General features: G+C 62.0%; 14 protein-coding genes and 1 pseudogene. 13 read left to right on the top strand and 2 right to left on the bottom strand.

Features of this window, described 5'->3' with window-relative positions:
* The first annotated feature begins 260 nt into the window (after positions 1–260).
* Positions 261–1,850, top strand: coding sequence for an SIR2 family NAD-dependent protein deacylase (locus QFZ33_RS06775; RefSeq protein ID WP_307025986.1), 1,590 nt, complete (start codon positions 261–263; stop codon positions 1,848–1,850).
* Positions 1,851–1,950: 100 nt separating this feature from the next.
* Here the strand turns inward: QFZ33_RS06775 and QFZ33_RS06770 are convergent, their stop codons facing one another.
* Positions 1,951–2,619 carry an NUDIX hydrolase gene (locus QFZ33_RS06770; protein WP_307025985.1) on the bottom strand — a complete coding sequence of 223 codons (669 nt, stop codon included), beginning with the start codon at positions 2,617–2,619 and terminating at the stop codon, positions 1,951–1,953.
* A 93-nt stretch (positions 2,620–2,712) separates the two neighbouring features.
* Between QFZ33_RS06770 and QFZ33_RS06765 the strand changes: the two genes are divergently transcribed.
* From QFZ33_RS06765 to QFZ33_RS06750, 4 genes are all read left to right on the top strand, one after another.
* Positions 2,713–3,318, top strand: a complete 606-nt coding sequence (locus QFZ33_RS06765; RefSeq protein WP_307025984.1) for an ARPP-1 family domain-containing protein — start codon at positions 2,713–2,715, stop codon at positions 3,316–3,318.
* A gap of 94 nt (positions 3,319–3,412) precedes the next feature.
* Positions 3,413–4,942 (top strand): ADP-ribosylglycohydrolase family protein, encoded by a 1,530-nt coding sequence (locus QFZ33_RS06760; protein ID WP_307025982.1) that lies wholly within the window; start codon positions 3,413–3,415, stop codon positions 4,940–4,942.
* Positions 4,943–4,971: 29 nt separating this feature from the next.
* Positions 4,972–5,973 carry a sigma factor-like helix-turn-helix DNA-binding protein gene (locus QFZ33_RS06755; protein WP_307025979.1) on the top strand — a complete coding sequence of 334 codons (1,002 nt, stop codon included), beginning with the start codon at positions 4,972–4,974 and terminating at the stop codon, positions 5,971–5,973.
* Between the two features lie 10 nt (positions 5,974–5,983).
* Positions 5,984–7,552, top strand: coding sequence for a TY-Chap domain-containing protein (locus QFZ33_RS06750; protein ID WP_307025977.1), 1,569 nt, complete (start codon positions 5,984–5,986; stop codon positions 7,550–7,552).
* 19 nt (positions 7,553–7,571) lie between these two features.
* Here QFZ33_RS06750 and QFZ33_RS06745 read toward each other — a convergent pair whose 3' ends face one another.
* On the bottom strand, positions 7,572–8,789 hold the full coding sequence (locus QFZ33_RS06745) for a hypothetical protein (protein WP_307025975.1): 1,218 nt from the start codon (positions 8,787–8,789) through the stop codon (positions 7,572–7,574).
* Between the two features lie 412 nt (positions 8,790–9,201).
* Between QFZ33_RS06745 and QFZ33_RS06740 the strand changes: the two genes are divergently transcribed.
* From QFZ33_RS06740 to QFZ33_RS06705, 8 genes and pseudogenes are all read left to right on the top strand, one after another.
* Positions 9,202–9,327 carry a hypothetical protein gene (locus QFZ33_RS06740; RefSeq protein ID WP_307025973.1) on the top strand — a complete coding sequence of 42 codons (126 nt, stop codon included), beginning with the start codon at positions 9,202–9,204 and terminating at the stop codon, positions 9,325–9,327.
* 128 nt (positions 9,328–9,455) lie between these two features.
* Complete coding sequence (locus QFZ33_RS06735; protein ID WP_307025971.1) at positions 9,456–10,070, top strand: hypothetical protein; 615 nt, start codon at positions 9,456–9,458, stop codon at positions 10,068–10,070.
* A gap of 446 nt (positions 10,071–10,516) precedes the next feature.
* Entirely contained in the window at positions 10,517–11,083 is a 567-nt protein-coding gene (locus QFZ33_RS06730; RefSeq protein WP_307025970.1) for a hypothetical protein, read from the top strand.
* Entirely contained in the window at positions 11,080–12,765 is a 1,686-nt protein-coding gene (locus QFZ33_RS06725; RefSeq protein ID WP_307025969.1) for an NERD domain-containing protein, read from the top strand. Before QFZ33_RS06730 ends, QFZ33_RS06725 begins: the two co-directional genes overlap by 4 nt.
* 77 nt (positions 12,766–12,842) lie before the next feature.
* Positions 12,843–13,253, top strand: a pseudogene (locus tag QFZ33_RS23850) (DEAD/DEAH box helicase family protein); the annotation flags it as partial.
* A 34-nt stretch (positions 13,254–13,287) separates the two neighbouring features.
* Positions 13,288–15,354 (top strand): sigma-70 family RNA polymerase sigma factor, encoded by a 2,067-nt coding sequence (locus tag QFZ33_RS06715; protein WP_307025965.1) that lies wholly within the window; start codon positions 13,288–13,290, stop codon positions 15,352–15,354.
* Complete coding sequence (locus QFZ33_RS06710) at positions 15,351–18,185, top strand: PD-(D/E)XK nuclease family protein (protein ID WP_307025963.1); 2,835 nt, start codon at positions 15,351–15,353, stop codon at positions 18,183–18,185. The genes QFZ33_RS06715 and QFZ33_RS06710 overlap by 4 nt, the downstream gene beginning before the upstream one ends.
* The gene (locus tag QFZ33_RS06705) at positions 18,182–21,475 is read left to right on the top strand and encodes a UvrD-helicase domain-containing protein (protein WP_307025962.1); all 3,294 of its coding nucleotides are present in this window, start codon (positions 18,182–18,184) and stop codon (positions 21,473–21,475) included. Before QFZ33_RS06710 ends, QFZ33_RS06705 begins: the two co-directional genes overlap by 4 nt.
* The last annotated feature ends 7 nt before the right edge of the window (positions 21,476–21,482 follow it).

Here is a 21,482-nt window from a genome sequence, read left to right as displayed (position 1 = left end):
TGCCAATCTCTCGGGAAAGGGCACAAAGCAGAAGCTCGATGGCTAGTACGCTGCCGCTAACACTAACGATGTAACACAAAGGAGGCATAGATACTCCTCTTCGATCCTAAACATTGCCGCCTGGAATGCAGTGGTGGCAGATGGAGAGCGAGGCGGCCTTATCCAATTAGTTGCACTTAGACTGCAACGGTTTGTACCCAGCAGTCCGTGGGAACAGCAAACCTTTTGCCTCGGCGGATGGCAGCTGATATACCAGCTCAATGACCAAAGGCCACGTTTTCGTCACCATGGGTGATCTGCTGAATCTCAAGTCGGATGCTTGGTTGCTGCCTGTCGACCGAAGGGCTTCTCCAGGGGCTCGATGGACGAGGGCAATGCCAGAGCTTGCGGATGCAATAGATGCAGAAGACCTCTGGTCCTTTCAAAATGAATCCACTTTCGCACATGCGCTTCATGCTTGGCCCGCTGGTTCATCCATTCCGGTCCTAACAGCGGTACCGATGGCGGGCCTGACGGATGCGGATGAGTTGTTGCCGCGATTTCGTGCATTTCTGGAAGTAGCCACCGCTGCTGTAAACGAACGCCGGGTGACGTCCGCAGACCGGGCGAGCCCTCCGGTGCTGGCCACGCCCTTCTTCGGGACCGGCCATGGAGGTGGAAACATATATCGGGGCGCCCTTCTAAAAGTCCTTCTTAAGGAGGCTCACCGGCATGCCGGGGAGGCGGGCGTCGATATCGTATTTGTGTTTCAAGATCCGGCAGCCTTCGCTCTCGCACAACAACAGCGCAGGGAAGGGGACACTGCGTGGGCCGCTTTGACGCCGTCCCTTCTGACCAAGGCCAAAGGGCTGGGTGAGATCGCCCGGTCCGGCAGGTTGGTCCCATTCATGGGCGCTGGAATCAGTATCAGCGCCGGCGCTCCCACTTGGAGCCAGCTCCTAGGCCGAATGGCAGGAGCCGCAGGTCTCTCAGAGCCGGAAAAGAAAGCGCTGGAGAAACTCAGCAACCTAGACCAAGCTGCGGTTCTTCGGTCCTTCTTTGAGGAGAAGTTTCCCGACGCCGGCGACATCAGATTCGGTCGGGCCGTGAGCGAAGCCGTCAACATGAAGCATTATGGACTTGCTCCCAGTTTGCTCGCCTCTCTGCCTTCCAGCGGCGCCATCACCCTCAACTACGACACTCTCTTTGAGAAGGCATCCAAAGACGCCGGCAGCCCCCGCACGGTCATACCTGGGGAGAAACCTGATGACGCTACAACCGCGACCCACAGATGGCTGCTGAAACTCCATGGGTCAGTTGATAAGCCAGAAACCATCGTCCTTACGCGAGACGACTATTTAGGTTACAGCGCTACGAGGGAGGCACTTTCAGCGCTCGTGAAAGCACATCTCATCACACACCATCTGTTATTTGTCGGCTTTGGGCTCGCCGATGATCATTTTCACGAAATAATCCATGACGTCCGCCGGGCTTTGCCTGCGCAAGAAGCAGGCGGGCGATTCGGGTCAGCGCTCATGCTGAAGCACGACGCGATGCAGGAAAAGCTTTGGGGCAAGCATCTGAACCTCATCGATATGGAGGACGCTGGTTCCTCTGAATCCGGTACCGCCGCCCAAGCGAGACGGCTTGAGATCTTTTTGGATGCCTTGATTGCCCACGCTTCGGACAGCCGTTCCTTCCTTTTGGCTCCCCATTACGGGGACGGCCTCACGGACGAAGAGTTGGCCCTCAGAAATGCGCTGTTTGAAGTCGCCCGGGTTTCTTCTCGCGAACCGGCCAGCAGCACCGCTTCGGTCATTCACCGGGTGCTGAGGGACTTCGGCTGGGACGGGTCAACAGCTAGCAGTTAGCTATACCACCGGAAGATAGAGTCGGTCCCCTCTGGCAGCACGGTAGAGACGTGGCAATGGGCCACTAGCAGATATACGGAAATCCAGAGGATCCACAGAGCTATCTCCCCCGCACCCACAATCGCGACGGCCGCCCCCTCGTCCCGTCCGACATCTGTCCCGTCCCGGTGAGCTTCGGCTCCATGAAGCGCCGGAACGTGTCGCGCATCAGCAAAGCACCAGCCACCACCTCGTGCAGCTCCCGCAGCTCCTTCAGCGTGAACGGTTCATCCAGCAGCTCCCCAGGATCCGGCGCCTCCACATAGGCAGCCCGTAGCCACTCCACCGCCTTCGCCACAATGTCCGCGTGACCATAAGGAAGCCCAGCGATCAGCTCCGGTTCCCCGTCCACAGAAGCCAGCCGGACGCCGTCGGACTTCAACGCCTCCTGCAATGCCGCCAGCGGGACCACGTCCACATGTGCCACCGACAGGACCCAGCCGCGGTCATCGCGGCCCGGCTCGTCGAATACCTGCAGCTGCCGCGGCACTCGGCCTGAGATCCCCGCCTTCTCCCGCAGGCACCGTAGAACTGCGTCCGCCAGGGTCTCGCGCTCCCGCAGGAACGTTCCCGGCAGTGCCCACTTTCCGTGCTGGTGGTCCTCGGCGCGGCGCACCAGCAGTACGCACACACTCCCCTCGGAAACAGTCAGCAGCGCGGTATCCACCGCCACCGACGGGCGCGGATAGTCGAGCAGGGACGTGTCTGGGCCGTTCTTGGAATCCTTCACACCACCATTTATCGCAGTATTGCGCTAAAGAAGCAACACGTGCATACTGGAGTCAATTAGCGCAGAAACGCGATAAATCCCCTGGAGGTCACCATGAAAGTTCCCCAGCTTCACGTCGGCGCCGGCACCAGCTCGGGCCGCTCAACATCTTCCCCGTCTGGACCTCAGCCCCCGGAAGCCTCGGCATCAGCACCGGCACCCCACGCCGACGTGGCCGTCACCGAAATGGCCAGTGGTGCCCAGGTATCCCGCCTCACCGTCACCAACAACGGCCCAAACCCGGCACTGCTGCTGGAAGGCGAGCTGCTCGAAGGCGGGCAGCAGCACCGGACTTGCGTCCGCGACGTCGTCCTGGGACCGGGTGAGACACGCGATATCGACACCTTCTGCGTCGAGGCCGGTCGCTGGGAAGAAGGCCAGAGCAGCCACCGCCGCCAGGCACGCCGTGCCCCGCTCAACGTTCGAGCCGAGCTGACCGGTGTCAGCAGCGAGCGCGGAAGCAACCGGCAGGGCCGCATCTGGGAACGGGTCAACCGCTTCGACAATGCCCGGGGTGCCTCCGCCACCAGCTCGCTGCTTCAGCACCTGGACTGGTTCAAGGACGACAAGGAGGGTTCGACGACGGCCCGGCAGCTTTGGAGGTCCGGGACCACGGCTCCCTCCGCAGCCGCAACGTCACCCGCGCCGAGGGACGGATAACCGCCGCCGGAATCGCCATCGCGCTCCCCCAGCGCCGCCCGCAACTGGCGCACCTCACCGGCTGGAACACGCAACACCCCCTGATGGAGATCGCATGAAACCGAACCCCCTGCAGAACGACCGCGCCGCCGGCGTCCTGGTCGCCCTGGCTGCCGGCGACGCCCTCGGCGCAGGCTACGAATTCGGCGCCCCGCTCCCGGACGGCACCGAAGTCAGCATGAAAGGCGGCGGGCCCTTCGGGTTCGCGCCGGCCGAGTGGACGGACGACACCTCCATGGCCTTCCCCATCGCCGAGGCTCTGCTGGAGCATGCGTCCGACGGCGGGGCCTCCTCCCCCACAGCCCTCACCATGATCGTCCAGTCTTGGTCCGCATGGGCCGCCGAAGCAAAGGACGTGGGCGCGCAGACCAGCAGCGTCACCGCGGCCGCGCGGCGGCTTGCTTCCGCTGCCGGCCGTGAGGTGACTGCTGCAGACTTCAACGCTGCCGCAGCCGAATTCCACACCCGCACCGGCAGGAGTGCCGGGAACGGTTCCCTGATGCGGACGGCGCCACTGGCCTTGGCCTATCTCCGCCGGGATCCCGCCGAGCTTATGGCGGCTGCCGGGACCCTCAGCGCCCTGACCCATGCGGATCCGGATGCACAGGAGGCCTGCGGGCTGTGGTGCGTTGCGGTCCGTCACGCCGTTCTCACCGGGCAGCTCGATGTGCGGGCCGGCCTGCCGCTGCTTTCCTCCGAACGGGCGGCGTTGTGGCTGGAGCGGATCGAGGCGGCGGAGCGGTCACGACCCCGCGACTTCGTCCGCAACGGGTGGGTGGTGGAGGCGTTCCAGGGTGCATGGAGTGCGATCCACTATGCCCGCCGGGCGGCGTCAGGCCCTGCCCGCCTCCGGACTTCCCTTGAGGAAGCGGTGCGTGGCGGCCGGGACACCGATACTGTTGCGGCCATCGCCGGGGGCCTGCTCGGCGCAGCGTACGGCTATACCGCTGTGCCCTTCGAATGGCGGCAGCACCTGCACGGCTGGCCGGGTCTGCGTGCCCGCAATTTGATGATGCTGGGCATGGAGCTTGGCCGCGGCGAGGGCAGCCGGACCGCTTCCTGGCCGCGTGTTGAGCGTCAGGACTACAGCATGTGGGGCCGCACCGATGCGCTGGTCCTCCACCCGCACGACGACGGCGTGTGGCTGGGCGGGGTCGGCTCACTTCAGCGTGTGGCCGAGCTGGGGATTGATGCCGTGGTGTCGCTCTGCCGGCTGGGCACGCAGGATGTGCCGGGCGTGGCTCCTGAAGACCACGCGTCGTTTTGGGTCGTCGACTCGCCTGTTGAGGACGACAACGCACATGCTGCCTTTGTGCTTCGGGACGCGGCCGACGCCGTCGAACGCTACCGGGCGGAGGGCAAAACAGTACTGCTGCACTGTGTCCGGGCAGAATCACGGACCCCCACTGTGGCCGCACTGTACGGGGCGCAGGTGGCCGGGGTGTCTCCGTTGGAGGCGCTGGAGGTTGTGCGTCGTGTACTGCCCAATGCGCGGCCAAATCCTCTCTTCATGCAGGTGCTTGCAGACGACGAAACCAGCACCTGTCCAGCGGCTGCCGGTGCCACGGGCGCAGGTGCCCAATAATGTCCGAGGCTGCTGATAGGAATATGACTATGACAACAACTCCTGACCTCAGCCGGGAGCAGCGCGAGGCTGCAATGGTTGAGCGCTACGCCGACGGTGAGACGCTGGACACCATCGGCCAGAGCTTCGGCATCACCCGTGAACGGGTCCGGCAGATCATCGCCAAAGTGGGCGGCACGAACGCCGAGGAATCCCGCAAGAAGCGGATTGCGGCACGAGAAGCGGCTACACGGGCCGCTCATGAAGCCTTCCTGACAGAGTACGGGGATATGGCCCGGCACATGGCGAAGCGTGGAGTGACCCGGCCCGATGCGGTGCTCAAGCTGCAGGCTCTGTACCCGGGGATCGACGTCGATCTCGCCGAGGAAGCCCTGAAGGGGTCTAACATTGTCTTTTCTAAGGCGCAGGCGGACGATATCTTCTCGAAGGAGGCGCTGGCTGCAGCGATCTGGTTCCTCCTGGGATCCGACCGCAGTCTCGCTCCTGACCGTGAGTGGGCGGCAGTGAACCTGGACCTGTCCCTCATAAGCGAGCTGCGGACCGCCCTGCAATCGGCAGAAGCGACGCCCGATGACGTGGCTACCATCCTAGGTGTCATTGGCGCCGCACAGAAGCACGTGTCGGAGGACCCTGCCGCCAGCATCACCGGCGCCCGTTACCAAGAACTCCGCGACGAACTCGTTGTGGCCTTTGGCCTGGTGTCCCGGCAGGGAGCGTTCCCTTGGCCGCCTACCCGGCAAACTGTTATGAAGCGATTTGGCGGCTGGAACGAGGCCCTGGAAGCCATGGGAATCGGGACCACAAGGCAGGGCCGATCAAAGGGACTGCTGAAGTTCACCCGCGAAGAGTATGACGACGCGGTGAGCGATTTCTGCTTCCATGCGACGGCTGCCGAAACGAATGCGACGTACGCAGCCTACGACGACTGGGTGAAGCAGGAACTAGCAGCTGGCCGGTCCCGGCCCTCCGGCGCATCGGTAAGAAACATCTACCGCACTTGGGCGGACGCCCTGCGTTCGGTGAAGGGGTAGGCGAGAAGCATTGGGGGAATTTGTCGGCAAGGAACAGCACCATGTGGGCATTCGTGTGCCGTCAGACTGGATGATCGAGTCTGACTTTATGGACTCGTACAGGAAGGGTGATCCGCTCCGTGCGATTGCCAGGGCGATGGAGCGCGACCTTGAAGAGGTCTGCCTCCTGATCATGGCGGAAAGCAGCCCAAGCGATGAGTTGGAGCGCTCACGCGCGGTTCGGCGGCGCGCATCGGCAACCAACGAGGTGCTGCTCGCCAATGAGGAAATGGTTGAGCGGCTCCACGCCTCGGAAATTGATCGCGATGAAATACCCAAAGTTTTAAAAGCACTGGGTATTTCAATCGACATCCCGACCGCCGCGGAGCTGCTGCACATCCCGGGTATTCCCGGGGGTCAAACGGTGGAGGACATCCCGACACGGCGGATCGGTGACAAGCTAAGCCTGCTGTATGTCGCGGGAGTCCACCATAAAATAGAACCGGACTACCAATTGGCCTTGGGAAAGATGTCCCTCACCGCGGTGTCGGAGCTCCGGGGCATTCTAAATTCACGATTGCCATATCGGCGCATGGCAGAGATTCTAGCCGTCATCGAAACCACAGCTCTTGCCATCCGAGCTAGAACAATCACGACCATTTCTCACGAGGACTACGAGAGCGCCATGCAGGCAGTGTCGAGGCGCCTCGGTTCAATTGCGAACGACCCGGATGATCCCTGGCCCGTTCCGGGACGAACCTTGCGTGCACGCTACGGTCACGGGTCCTGGGAAAGTTTGCTGAACTCGGTGGGTATGCGACTTCTGTCCGGTGACCACCGCTTCACGGAGCTGGACTACTTGGACGTCCTCGACCGTTCCACCGAGGAGTGCATGCAATTCGGGAATCCCATGGACATAGAGTTTTACGACCAGTGGATCATTGCGGCCGCCGCCGTAAGAGAAGAACATCCTTCAGCCGTAGAGCTCATCCGTCGCTACGGTAGCTGGGAAGCCGCCATCGAAGTCATACTCCCCAAAGAGGAAGAAGTCGACGAAGAGCCGGACACCCACGAGTTTTACTGGGGCTTTCCATTTGGATTTGAGGATGAAAGCCTGGCCATCAATGAAGCGAAATCCCAACGTGAGGCTGAGGAGTGGCACCAAGCAGGCGAACTCATCGGTCAACTCTTGGCAAAGATGCCGTGGAGCAGCTTTCTGCGCGTCGAATACGACGGCAATGAGGAGATCACAACTCGGCCCTATGCGCAGGCGACGCCGAGCGCTGACGGTGTATGGTGCGAGATCGTTTCCGAGCAATACCTGCCCGCGGCTGAATGGCCCGTCAACACGCGCTACCTTGCGGACAATGGTTGGGCGGCACCCGATGAAGAAGTTCCTAACTGGTTGAAAACAAGGGTGCCTTTGTCCAACGCCGGCCAGGAGATTGTGCGCGGGCTGAGGCACGGGCGGGGTTGCAAGGATGCTACCAACCTGCGTTGGTGTACAGGCGAGTTTCCGGCGGGGCCGGGCCCGGATGGCGGCGTCACGATAGAGCGAGCCTTGGAAGGTGAAGTTCAAACGTTGCGGAATGCCAGCTGAGCTAAAAGGCACTGCCGCGCTACCGGCTGCCGAGTGGACTCACCCCGGCCCGGTCCAGTGTGACTGCGGGAAGGCCTGGTGCAGCAAAGTACAGCGGTGCCTCATCCGGGAGGTCAGCTTGAGGGGGCGGGGCCAGCCGTAGTTGCGCGGCGCCGTCCCAAAGCGTGTCGGAGCAAGCGGCTTCCTCCGGTCCACGTCCAGAAACGCCCACAACCAGTGTGACGTTAGTTCGCCTAGCGGTTTGGGCAAGGAAACTAACCAAGGTTTCCACGGCTTCAGCCGCCTCTCCAACTTCGGAATGCTGTGCACTTTTCTTGGTCAAAGCAGCGATGTCATCAACGAAAATTGCGATAGGCCGTGCCAAGTCGGCAGGGATCCGTGAATCTCTTACATCGGTGGCTCTTACCCTCCGGCAGGCATCAATGCGCGGAAAAACCCGATCGCAAACGAGCTGCAGGAGTTCCCTGGCCTGCACGATTCCCGTGGACATGGTCCCCCGATGGTTACGCCAATGGGCACTGAAGGCGGAATCCGGGGTTGACGCGGCGACCCAAGTCAGCGCTCCGGCTTCCTGAGCAGCCGTTGCCATCGCGGCAACCAATCTCGACCTCCCGGAAAGTGAACCGCCGCATATCACTAGGTTTTGTGCCCATACGGTCGAGAAGCTGGCCCCTCCAATTCCTATCGGTACATCCAGAAAGCCGAGCCCGGCGGACCCGCCGTCGGGGCCTACAACAGGGTTAAAGAAGACCGACTGAGCCCCGCGGGGGCCCTCATATATGGCCGCACCGGCGGGAACGACAGCACCGTGCAGATCACCCAGCAGATAATGAGCAGAGTCCGGCTGGTCGCAGCTGGCGAATTGGATCCGGTGGGCACCGTCCAAGTCCGCTACAAGAAGCTTGGAAACATCAAAGTCGCGACCGGCCAGCACCAAGGACACCCCTCCGCCGGCCTGGGAAGCCACGAGCTCATTGAGCTTACCGGCAAGCACGCTTGAGTACTCATGGGCATCAGCACAGAGGAACTCGGCGCCGTTGACTACGACAGTGGTGCCGCGCGGATCCTCGTGCAACCCTGCACGAATTTCACCAACCTTCATGCAGGCTTCCCCCATGGATCTGGAGAGTGATCTCATTCCTTCCAGCATCCAGCTGTAGTCGCCTTCCACGAGGTCTATGACGTGCGTCGCGCTCGTACGGCAGAATTGACTGATGATCTCGTCGAGGTAAGTCATTCCCCTCGAGACCGGCCCATCACCCCGGATCAGCAGAACACCTCCGCCTGCCGGCCAGCGTCCATCCGCATCACCTAGGTGGAGACGACCGCCGTCAGGCAGCATCCCAAGCATTATAGGGCGGTCATTCATGGGCAGGGCTCCGATCGTGGGTAAGGGCTGGATGAAAGTGTATTGCCACGAACCGACACTGACTTACATCGATTGTCAGACTGGTTATTCATAATGCTCCCAAGGCCTCGCAAAGATGCCTCGAATACTTTCGGAGAGCCAAAATGTCGGATGGGTATGAAGTCTTTGATACGGGGCACACAAACTGGTTTTCCAACACCAACGGCTGAATGCAGAGCAAGTCGAACAAGTCATGGTCGGGCTCCGTTCGCTCCATTTGAGTGGTGCCGAGGAGGCACGAATGGTGCTTTTGAAAGCATGCGGCCGACGCGTCACGCCGGTTACGGAGCTGTATGACGTGGAGCTTCACAAGGTGCTGTCCTACGTCGCCCGGGAAAAGCGCCGCCGCTTTCCTTTGATGGCCTGACTGCATCCAGATCCACCGGGCTTTCAAGCCGCGACAGTAAATCGGCCCCGTCCAGCTAACAGCCGGCTGCGTCCTCCTGGTAGAGCTCAGGGATTTCCGGAAACGTTCGAGAGCCGTACTGTTCTCGCATGGACGAGGAGGCCTGGATCGTTCCCCCGAGTGCCAGCGATATTGATGGTTCCGATCGGTTCATCGGTACGGATGCCACCGTCGCTGACTTCTGGAAATTCGCGTTAAGCGACCTGCGGATGAATAATGCCCGGGGTTACCTCGCTGAATTCCTCGTGGCGAAGGCGCTAGGACTAGACAGTGTTCACCGCATCGAATGGGATGCCTACGACCTGTTGCTGGACGGGATTCGGATCGAGGTGAAGTCGTCGGCGTACCTGCAGGCGTGGGAGCAGCCCCGGCCCAGCCGGATCACCTTCGGCGGGCTGCAGGGGACTCGGTACCACCCCCGACACGGTTATGACCCGGCAGGAAAACAACTAAACGCGAACGTGTATGTGTTCTGCGTTCACACGGCAAAGCGGCACGAGGACTATAATCCGCTCGACGTAAAGCAGTGGTCGTTCTACGTCGTCAAGCGCAGCGCTCTGCAACGCCTCGGCTACAGGAGTATCGGTGTGGACACTGTCAGTCGCCTTGCAAACGGGGAAACGGCATGGCTGGAACTACACGCTGCCGTGCTCGAGGCCGCACAAGGTGAAGATTTCACAGACACACCTTGGTGGTCCGAGTAGCCAAGTTCATTCCCTGAGCTCGCTTCATCCCCTCAAGAGCTGGCTGGAGATCAATCCCTATTCCCGGATCAGCAGCCGCTGCGTCTACATGGTGAGCCTGCCTTACACCTATGTACCGAGGGACTGGAACATGGCGCGTGCCCGCGGTCGCTCATCCTCCACCAGACAGACAGCAAGTCGCCCGCCGAGCGCGCGCCAGGCAACCAGAAACGTTCAAGTCGACGTCGGATCCGTTATTCCGGGATGTGCTTCGGGCCTCCGGGGAAGTACAATTCAAGACACTTTTGAAGCCGTGAACCAAGCAATCGAATAATGTCGGTCCGTGCTGATACAAATATGATCTGAAACAACTTCTGAACTCAGCGCGGAGCGATACCACGCTGCGGTGTCCGGAGCTTAGGAACCGTGCGCGTGCAAATGCGCAGCAGTGGAAAGATTGATGCCCCGTGATGGAATTGCTCAGCGGAGCCAGCGTAGGCACGTTCAAGAATCTTGTTTGGATCATCGCTGTGGTGATCGGCCTGCTGTTCCTCGTTGGAAGCCGCGTTTCCGCCCCGCTGAAAATCGCAGCGAGGGTGGTTACCGCCCTGATGGCAGGCACGGCGGCTTTTGCGGCAGCCAACCTTGCGGTGGTCTTCTACATCCTCGCCCACCTCATGGATCCGCGCTGGTCTGTCGGGAGGGATGCAAGGGTGGAGAGCCCCGAAGTGTCTGCGGGCCCCTTCTTCCAACCGATCACCGACACGCTGAATGACATCCTGGATGGTCTGACGGGCAGCGTTAACAACGTCATCGCACTGAAGAACGCGTTCCTCACCATGCCGGACTTCATAGTCGCCGCGGGGTGGGCGTCCTTTGTGCTGGTGGGTCTCGCCATCGCAAATCGCATCCTTTCCTCGATTATCGAAAAAGACCAAATTAAGCAGATCGACCGGAACACGCGGGATCTGGCTGACATTCGTGCCCAGTTCGGGCTGGCCCCCTTCCAGGACACGAGAGTCGAGGCACGATGAGGTGCATTCCGGAGGAACCGGAGTTCGGCGATGGACAACTGGCGGAAAAAGCCCTCTGGACTGCTCTCCGGAACAGCCTGCCCGATGACGTAGTCTTGGCCCACTCGGTCCAGGTCCGTGATGGGCGGAGCGAGCACGAAATAGACATCCTGGTCCTTTGGCCCAATGTGGGGATGGCGGCGATCGAGGTCAAAGGCGGCCAGGTCAGCATCAATGACGGCCAGTGGTACCAGTCGGACCGGAACCAGAAGCGTAAGATCCAGAGTCCGGTGGCGCAGTCCCAGAGTTCGCTTCACGCGCTCAAGAACTGGCTTGAGGACCAGCTTGGTTCCCGCGTCAGCAGCCGCTGCGTCTACATGGTGAGCCTGCCCTACACCGATGTACCGAGGGACTGGACCATGGCCGGCTGCCCCCGGTCCCTTATCCTCGACCAGACGGACAGCAAATCGCCCGCCGAGCTCGTACGCCAGGCCATCGAAAACGAAGGCGGCGGCGCCGCCCCACTGGCCCCGGCCTTCCTGGATCGCATCGTCCGCAAGCTGGGCGGAAACCTGGACACCGCCGTCGCGCCTTCCACCACATTCCAGGAAGACGAAGCTGCCCAGGACCACCTCACGGAACGCCAGTCCGTACTGCTGCAGGCAACCCGCTCACTCCCCCGGATCCGCTTCACCGGCGGTGCGGGCAGCGGAAAGACGTGGCTCGCCGTCGAAAAGGCCCGCTTGCTCAGCAAGCAGGGCAAGCGCGTGGGTCTGTTCTGCTACAACAAGGGCCTGGGGCAGTACCTTCAGGACCGGGTGGCGACGTGGCGGCAGGCGAAGCCGGTGTTCACGGGCGAGTTCCACGAGTACGTGCGCGGGCTGGGCGTCCCCGACGGCAAGGGGCAGGACTACTTCGACGTCGAGATGCCACGCCTCCTCAAGGAACTCGCGGCTGAGATGGACCCGCAGGAGCGGCTGGACGCCGTGGTGGTCGACGAGGCACAGGACTTCGCGCCTCTTTGGTGGGAAGCGCTGCTCGCCTGCACCACCAATCCCTCTGCGGGCGAGGTGTACGCCTTCATGGATGACCGGCAGGACGTCTACCAGCGCTGGGGAGGCGCGACGGCGGACCTCACCAATGGCCCGATGGCCACGTTGGTGCCCATCCACGTCGACGACAACCTCCGCAACACCCGCAAGATCGCCGAGTCCTTCCGGCCCTTCGCCGGTGAGCACTTTACCCCACGCGGCAGCACCGGGCTGCCTGTGCGTTTCGTGGACTGCCCGACGGAGGACGCGCTCGACGTCGCTGGCGACTGTGTCGAGGCGCTGATCGAGGAAGGCTGGGCCAACAACCAGATCGCGCTCCTCACCACCAAGGACCGCCACCCCATCCACCTGGACTATTTCGAGCGGGATGCCACCGAGGAGTACTGGCGGGAGTTCCATGCCAACGAAGCTGAGTTCTATGGCCACGTGCTCGGCTTCAAGGGCTTGGAGCGGTCTGTTGTGGTTCTTTGCGTCAACGGTTTCAAAGACATGGGACGGGCGCCGGAACAGCTTTACGTGGGGCTGTCCCGCGCGCGCAGCCTGCTGGTGGTTGTGGGTGATTCCGGGCTGCTGGAGGAGGCAGGCGGGCGCGAGCTGAAGCTCGCGCTGGCGCGCACGCAGGCGTGGAAACCGGTGCTTGCCGGCGGATAGTGGCGCTGCTCACCTAAATTGTCAGTGCCTCCTCTTAGTCTTCAGGCACCAGACCAGAACCGTCCAATGGGGATGAAATGCCAGAACTAGCCGACGCCGGGTCCCACCCGGTCGCGACGCTGCCGCAGGTGCCCGTCCCGGCTGCGCCCGCGCCAGTGCCTGCCTCCTACGACTATGCCTTTCTGTATCCCTGGCAGCAGGAAGCGCTGAAGGCGTGGCACTCGAACGCCCGCCGCGGCGTCGTGGAAGCCGTCACCGGTTCCGGTAAGACTCGAGTGGGGATTGCCGCGGCTTTCGAGGCAGTCCGGCAGGGCATCAAGGTCCTGATCTTGGTACCAACAGCGGAGCTTCAGCGCCAATGGCTGGTGTCCCTGCGCCGCGACCTGCCCGCTGCTCGTCGCGGTGCACTTGGGGATGGACGGTCGGATTCCCTTGACGACGTCGACATTCTGGTGGCCATCGTTCATTCGGCGTCCAACCGGAAAACGCTTCGTTCGCACAAGGCCGGTCTGATCATTGCCGATGAGTGCCACCGCTACGCTGCTCCGATGTTTAACCGGCGCCCTGCAGGAAGGGTATGCCTGGCGCCTTGGGCTGACAGCCACGTTCGAGAGGGCGGACGGCGAGCACGAAAACCTCCTGACGCCGTACTTCGGCGGCGTCATCTACAACCTCTGGTATGACCGGGCACTGAAGGACCAGGTCATTGCGCCTTTCGACATCGCCCTTGTTGGCGTTGACCTGGTGCCTTCGGAGCAGGCGAACTACGACGAGTTTTCTGCTGTGATGGTGGAGGCGGCACGGAATCTTGAGTCCTACGCTGCCATCCCGAGGCGGCCGTTCCCGCAGTTCATTGCTGCTGTGGCTGCTCTCGCCGCCTCTGATTCACCCAGCCGGGAAGCAACCATTGCCCGGAAGTACATGCGTGCCATGTCCTCGCGTCTCACCCTGCTGGCTGAGGCCAAGACGAAATACTTGGCGCTGGCAGCCCTGAAGGAGACCGTCGACCAGTCCCGCGGAACGCTGGTGTTCACCCAGACCCAGGAGTCCGCCCGCCGGGCGCAGGAGTTGTACACGTCCTTGGGGTCGAAGGCCTCGGCGGTGTTCAGTGGCATGCCCAAGGATGACCGCCGGCAGGGGATGGAGGATTTCCGCACCGGCGCATCCCAGGTACTGGCGGCTCCGCGGCTCCTCGACGAAGGCATCGACGTCCCTGAAGCTGACCTCGGGATCATCGTTGCCGCCAACCGCAGCCAGCGTCAGATGGTTCAGAGGCTGGGGCGTGTCATCCGCAAGAAGGCCGATGGACGGCCGGGTCGGCTGGTTGTCCTCTACTCCAAGGGCACGGTGGAGGACCCGGACGTCCAGGGTGAGGAATTCCTGGGCAAGGTATTGCCGTTCGCACGCAACGTTGAGTTCTTCGACATCAAGACGGATTTGGACGGGTTGCAGGAGTTCCTCCGTCAGGCGGAGCCCGAGGAGATTCCAGTGCCCGAGCCTGGCGAGCCGACGGAAGGTACGCCCGGTCACGGCGCCGGACCGGACAGCGGCAGCGGGCTCGAGCCGGTGGTGGAACCTTCAGTGGAGAATGACGGGGAAAGCGCGCCGACCTCGTTTGATCTGGAGGAATCCGGCTGGCTGGAGGAGCTGCAGGGACTCGAGGGGTTCAGCGAGGACGGAGTCTCGGACTACCTGCAGCGAGCAGGCCGCGCGGATCTGCTGACAGCCGAACAGGAAGTGGAACTGGCCAAGGACATCGAGGCCGGGCTTTACGCAGCGCACCTGCTGGCGGAGGGGCCCGCTCGTGGGCGCCGCGAAACCCGGGAACTCCGGATGATCGCACAGTTGGGTGAGCGGGCCGCGGACGCGTTGCTTGAGGCGAACCTCCGGCTGGTGGTGTCCATCGCGAAGAAGTACGTGTTCCACGGCATGGACCTGCTGGACCTCATCCAAGAGGGGAACATCGGCCTTCACCGGGCAGTTTGCAAGTTCGACTACACCTTGGGTAACAAGTTTTCCACGTATGCCACCTGGTGGATCCGGCAGGCCGTCACGCGGGCACTCGCCGACCAGGCGAGGGTCATCCGGCTCCCGGTCCACATGGTCGAGCAAATCAATAAGGTGAAGTCCGTCCAGCGCGAAGCATTCCGCAAGGGCGTTGAGTACACCATTGCCGAGCTCGGCAAACACACGGAGCAGTCGGCCGGCAAGGTGGAGCATCTTCTGTCACTCGACAAGCCCATGCTTTCGCTGGACTATCTCGTACCGGACGGCAAGGGTGGCGTGGAGCCGCTCGCGGACCAGCTCATCGGTCCATGGCATGAAGATGTCCTCGACGCGATCGCCAAGGAACAGCTGAAGGACCAAGTCCATGCGGTCCTGGATACGCTGACAGAACGGGAAGCCGGAGTAATCGCTATGCGCTTCGGTATAGACGACGGCGAGGAAAAGACCCTCGATGCCATCGGCAAGGTTTACGGTGTGACCCGCGAGCGCATCCGCCAGATCGAGTCGAAGACCATGGCGCTGCTTAGAGAACCAGAACGATCCCAGTCCCTTCGCGAGTACAACTATGGTGGTGTTGCATGACCTGCACGATTTTCCCTTCGGTGAGTCTCGCTCTGGCCGAGCTGGAAGCATTGATCACCCAGGCCCAGGCCGCCGATCGGCTGGCTCCAGTCACCATCTTGGTCCCTTCCCATGCCGCCGGCCTGGACGTGACCCGTTACCTGGGCAGGACCCTCAACGGGGGCGCTGGAAGTGTAGGGGTCAGGGCGTTCACGCTCAAGGACCTCGCAACCGAACTCATCGCCGACGACGACGCTGTGGACGGGCGTCGCCCCCTTCTGCCCGTCCTCCGGCTTGGAGCTGTGAGCCGGGTCCTGCTAGACGAACCAGGGCTCTTCAAGGATGTCGCCGACCAGCCCGCAACAGCCCGTGCCATAGCCAGGACGGCCGAGCTTCTCGACGCGGTTCCGGATCCCTCCGCCCCGGACCTCCCGGACCTCACGCAGGAAGTGCTTCGGCTTCACGGCGCCTCAAAGGAGGCTCTGGGCCAGCAGTGGTACACGGATCATGAGGCTTTTACCCTTGCCAGCAACAAGGTCGGGACCAGGACCATGAGGCAGCGGCTGGGCACCATCATCGGCTTCATGCTGGGCACTGAGAACCGTCCCGCCGAGGCAATCTTCAAACAAAGCCTCGAAGCGGCCGGGATGCAACTCCTCAGAGCAGCCGGTTCCGCAGAGACGGACGCAAGACTGCTGACAGCATCCGACGCCGACGATGAAGTCCGCGCCGTCGTGCGCCTTGTCGTCGAAAGGCTTGCAACCGGCACTCCAGGCCACCGCATCGGAATATTCCACTCTGCCTCCGAGCCTTATGCAGCATTGCTCACCCAGCGCCTTAGCCAGGCGGGGGTCACTTTCGTCGGCCCGGCAGCCCATCGGCTCAAGGACTCGCCACTCGCCCGCGGCCTGCTTCACTTGTTGAAACTCGACCCGCAGGACCCCGACGCGCGCGCCATACTGAACATCCATGCGGAAAGTACCTTTTCCTGGCATGAACAGAAGCTGCCCAGCAGTGCCGTCTGTGAAAGGCTCTACGCGAATCCACCGGCCGAAGACGATTCTGCAGGAGCAGACTCCACTAAGGCCGCCGAGTACCTTGAGAAGTTCGGGATATTCCAATCCTTCATCCGAGCCCTTGCCGCGCGGATAAACCAAGTCCAAACAGCTGCAACGTGGAGCGACGCCTCCGCCTCCCTGGTCTCGCTTCTTGAGGACTTCATGGGTCCCCGAGGATCTGGCGAACGGCCCGAGAAGAGCGCTGCCCGAGACGCCCTGGTTCAAGCCGCCTCCGATCTTCGGCACTTGGACCTCGTCGGCCCGTTGCCCCGCCCCTCGCTCATTCAGAGTGCAATGGAGGACGCAATCGCCTCAAAAGGCGGCTGGACCGGGAAAAGCGGCACCGGCGTCGTCATCGGCAGCTATGCGGACGCGGTCGCCAGAGACCTTGATGTCATTTTCCTTATTGGGGTTGCGGAAGGGCTTGCGCCGGCAAGGATCAGGGAGAACCCACTTCTTCCGGACAGCGTCCGGGCCCTGCTGGCCAGCGGTCTCCCCACTGTGGAGCAGCGCGCCGAGGCCAGCAAGGAGCAGTTCTTCGCTGCCCTCGCTGCCGCATCGGAGCGGTTCATCACCAGCCCCCGAGGCGATCTGCGCGGCTCCGGCAGCTACCAGGTCTCACGATGGATCAACGTCAGGCCTAAGCCGCAGGACCAGCTGCAATCCTTCGCCCACGGCATCGAAAACAGTGCACCCACCGCCGACGCACTTCCCCCAACCTCGCAGGAATGGCGGCTGCGGCATATTCTCACCGCCGAGGAACGCACGGCAGCGCTGCAAGAGGATACTGCGCTCCAGAATGCGCTGGCTGCCACCCGTGACAGACGAGACGGCATCTTCTCCAGGTTCAATGGGAACCTCGGTGCGTATGCCGGGACCATCGTGGACCCGGAAAAGCCGTTGTCGCCCACCCGGCTTGAGGACTGGGTCATCAGTCCTTTCAGCTACTTGTTAAAGAATGTCTTGAAGGTGAGCATTCTGGAGGACGTGGCACTTGAGGTGCAGATTTCGCCGCAGCAGCGGGGCATCCTGGTGCACCAGGTGCTGGAAGACTACGTCCGCAGCATCACGAAAGACGGTCTTCCGCCGTCGTCCGACCGCCTTATGGAGTTGGCAGATGGCGCCTTCGAGGAAGTCGCAAATCCGGCATGGCTTAGCCACGTCTGGGAGCGCAATCAGGCCATGCTCCGCCAAGACCTAAAACGAGTGCTGGCGGACGACCAAGACAGGTTTGACGATGGCTGGAAATACCTTGCAGAAGAGGCAAGCTTCGGTCCGGAGGATACAGACAGCCACCCTCCGGTCGAGCTGACCCTCGAGGACGGCACTGTGGTCCGGTTCCGGGGGAAGGTGGACCGGATTGACCAGCAGTCCGACGGCAGTGTCCGGGTGATCGATTACAAGACTGGCAAAGCCGACAAGTACAAGTCGCTCAAGGAGCATCCCACCGCGGAGGGCAGCCGATACCAGCTGCCGGTCTACGGCCTGTTCGCCCGGACCCTCGCGGACTCTTCGGCCAACGTCTCGGCGGAGTACTGGTTCATCTCGAAAGCAGGCGGTTTCGCGAAAATCGGTTACTCCGTAACTGACGAGGTTGTGGAGCAACTGCGCGCGGATGTGGGTCTCATCATTTCGGCGTTGCGGAACGGAATCTTCCCGCCCCGGCCCGAGTCCGACCGCTACGTCAACTTCACTACCATGATGGGCGCCCAGGAGCTTGGCCAGCGGTGGCTGAAGCTTCAAAACGCCCCCGAACTTGAGCCCTATGCCCAGCTCCTGAAGGCGGAGAAATGAAACCCGAACTCCTGGAACTCACAGACCAGAGCGACCGAACACTGATCGAGCAAGAGCTCGAAGCGAACATCTTCGTCGAAGCCGGTGCAGGAAGCGGCAAGACGCATGAACTCGTCGAGCGCATCTGCGCGATGGTCGACGACGGGATTGAACTTAAGGGCGTGGCAGCCATCACCTTCACCGAAAAGGCTGCGGGTGAGCTCCGGGAACGGATCCGTCGGCAGCTAACGGACGCTTGCCCTACAGAGCTGCGCCAACGGGCGCTCGACCAGCTGGACACGGCTCCCATCGGCACCATCCACTCCTTTGCGGCGCGCATCATCAGCGAACACCCCATTGAGGCTGGAGTCCCGCCCCTGATCACCGTCGTGGATGAGCTACGGTCCCAGATTGCCTTTAGCCGGCGATGGGAAGCGGCCCGCCAAGAGCTGTTCGCTGACCGGTCCCTGGACGACGCCCTCCGCATCCTGCTCGCCGTGGGAGTTTCGCTGGACCACCTGCAGAACGTTGCGGCTGACCTGGACGCGAACTGGGACCGGTTGGAGAGCCACCCTCCCCAGAAGCGCCCTATCCCCGCGGTCAATCTAGGCCCGCTCCTCCGCCAGACATCCGACGTTCTCGCACACGCCGACCATTGCACTGACCCTGCGGATAAGCTGTTGGCCGCCTTCGAACTCATTAAGAGCTGGCACGGCCGCCTCGCGGAGGCGGCGACGGGCGAGCTGGGACTCGTCCTTGAGCTGCTGCATGCTGTGCCGCAACCCGACCTTCGTGGCGGGCGAAAAGGCAACTGGTCAGTCAACGTCGCCGATGTGCGGAGCTCCTGCAAAGATCTGGCCCAGCAGGCGATAGCCCTGCGCAACAGCTTTGTCCAGCCAGCCGTTGAAACCGTTACCGCCGCCATGGCCGAGGTCCTTCTCCAAGCGGCCCGTGAACGCCAGCGCAGCGGCGAGCTCGAGTATCACGACCTCCTCATTCACGCCCGGGACCTCCTTGTCGGTGACGACAAACGGGACGTCCATGCAGCCCTGCACGATCGCTACCGCTGCATCATGCTGGACGAATTCCAGGACACGGACCCCATTCAGGCTGAACTTGCCACGCGGATTGCCGCCAGCGACGTCTGCGGGCCCGACGGCTGGGAACAGCTTAGGGTACCGCCAGGCCGGCTCTTTACTGTCGGGGATCCGAAGCAGTCCATCTACCGCTTCCGCAGGGCCGATATCGCCACCTACCTCGCGGCACAGCAGCGTTTTTCAGACGACGCGAATTCCAGGACCGCTTCGCTCCAGACCAACTTCCGGTCCACGGGAAAACTGCTTGAGTGGATCAACGGCACGTTCGGCGAGCTCATCACGGCGAACGGCACGGTTCAGCCGGAGTACCACGCCTTGGTTCCCGACCCCCAGCGTCCCGAATGGAGCGATGAGCACGGCCCGGCCATTTCCGTTATTGGCAGCGGCGGTGCGCAAGCCGATAAATCGGGAAAGGTCTCGGCAGATGCCATGCGCCGGCAGGAAGCCGCCGATGTTGCCGGGGCAATCAGAATCGCAACGGGCACGGCAGGGCCACCGGCGTGGCAGAAGCAAAGCAAGCGGTCCGAGGGCTTTGAATGTGCACCGGTTGAGTTGAAGGACATTTGCGTCCTGATCCCCACCCGGACTTCCCTCGCCGCCTTGGAAGACGCGCTGGACGACGCCGGTATTGAGTACCGGGCCGAGGCATCGTCGTTGGTTTATTCCACCCAGGAAGTGACCGATCTGCTGCTCGCGCTGCGGGCGATCTCTAATACTGCGGATGAAGCGGCGCTTGTGCTGTCCCTGCGGTCGGCGATGTTCGGGTGCGGTGATGATGCACTTTTCGAGTGGAAGCGGGCCGGGGGGTACTGGAACCTCTTTGCGGACGCGCCCGACGCGCTCAAAGATTCCAGCGTTGCACAAGCCATCGCTTATCTTGCTGCCCTGTGCCGGGAGATAGAGGTACTGACACCGGCCGAGATCATGGAGCACCTCGCCGCTGACCGACGCATGCTCGAGGCAGCCGTTGATGCGCCGCGCTACCGGGACGTCTGGCGACGGCTACGCTTTGTCATCGACCAAGCACGGGCCTGGACTGAGGCCACTCACGGCGGCCTACGTGATTACCTGGTCTGGGCAGCCGTGCAGCAGGAGGAAAATTCGCGGGTCAAAGAAGCTGTAGTGCCGGAAACGGACGTTCAGGCCGTCAGGATCATGACCATCCATGCTTCTAAAGGGCTGGAATTCCCGATGGTGATTCTCGCCGGCACGGGCTCCGGACCCAACAATCAAAAGGCTGCTGCCCTGTGGGATCAGAGCTCACAAGTACAGGTGCACTTCATTAGCGACATACGGTCCGCGGGATACGGAAGTGCCGAAGCCATCGAGAAGCAATTCGACGACGCTGAGAGGCGCCGTCTCCTGTACGTGGCCTGCACACGCGCGGAAAGCCACCTTGTCGTCTCCCACTATGTGAACGCCAAGAATAGCCTGGGCCAAGTCCTGAAAGACGCAGCTGATGCGGTTCCGGCGGTAGATCTCCATGTCCCAGAAGACATGCCCCTTCAGGCGAGAACTGATCACGAAGTGCAGCCGGTACCAGCGCTTGAAGAGTGGCAGCAGCAACGCGATGTCTGGCAGAAGAACTCGGCCCTCGTATCGTCCACCTCCGTCACGGCGATTGCCAAAGGAGGTGGGGACTTGGCCGGTTTTGGAACCGACAAGACCCCATATTTTGTGAGCATTGATGAGGACGGCTTGCTGCCGTCTGTGTCAGCGACAGGCAGGGAACATGGCAAGGAGTTCGGTACCGCACTGCACCGGCTGCTCGAGCTGAGTGACCTCAGGGAGAACGAGAACCTTGAAAAGCTCGCCGAAAGGATTGTCAGCGCTTCCGGACTGGCTGATCCTGCTGGCCTTGCAGAACGGGCCCGATCTGCGCTGCGGAGCGTCCCCGTGCAGCGCGCCGCTGACCGGGACCACTGGCTTGAGCTTCCTGTTGTCACTTCGACCAGCGGAATGACTCTTGAGGGCATCATCGATCTGATGTACCGCGAAGATGACGGAACGCTGGTTATCGCCGATTTCAAGACTGACATCAGCGTCACGCAGGAGACCTTGGCGGCTTACTGGCGCCAGCTGTCGACCTACGCGGGAATGGTGGAGCGCATCACCGGTCAAAAAGTAAATGAACTAGTCTTGATCTTTTGCCGAACCGGGGATGCTGAAATTCGCCGTCAGGCACGGCACACGAAAGCAGAGGCCGAGTCGTAAAGTGACG

It is taken from the genome of Arthrobacter globiformis (assembly GCF_030815865.1).
Classification (GTDB): domain Bacteria; phylum Actinomycetota; class Actinomycetes; order Actinomycetales; family Micrococcaceae; genus Arthrobacter; species Arthrobacter globiformis_B.
Note: the sequence above shows the minus strand (reverse complement) of the source record. Positions and strands in the feature narration are given on the sequence as shown.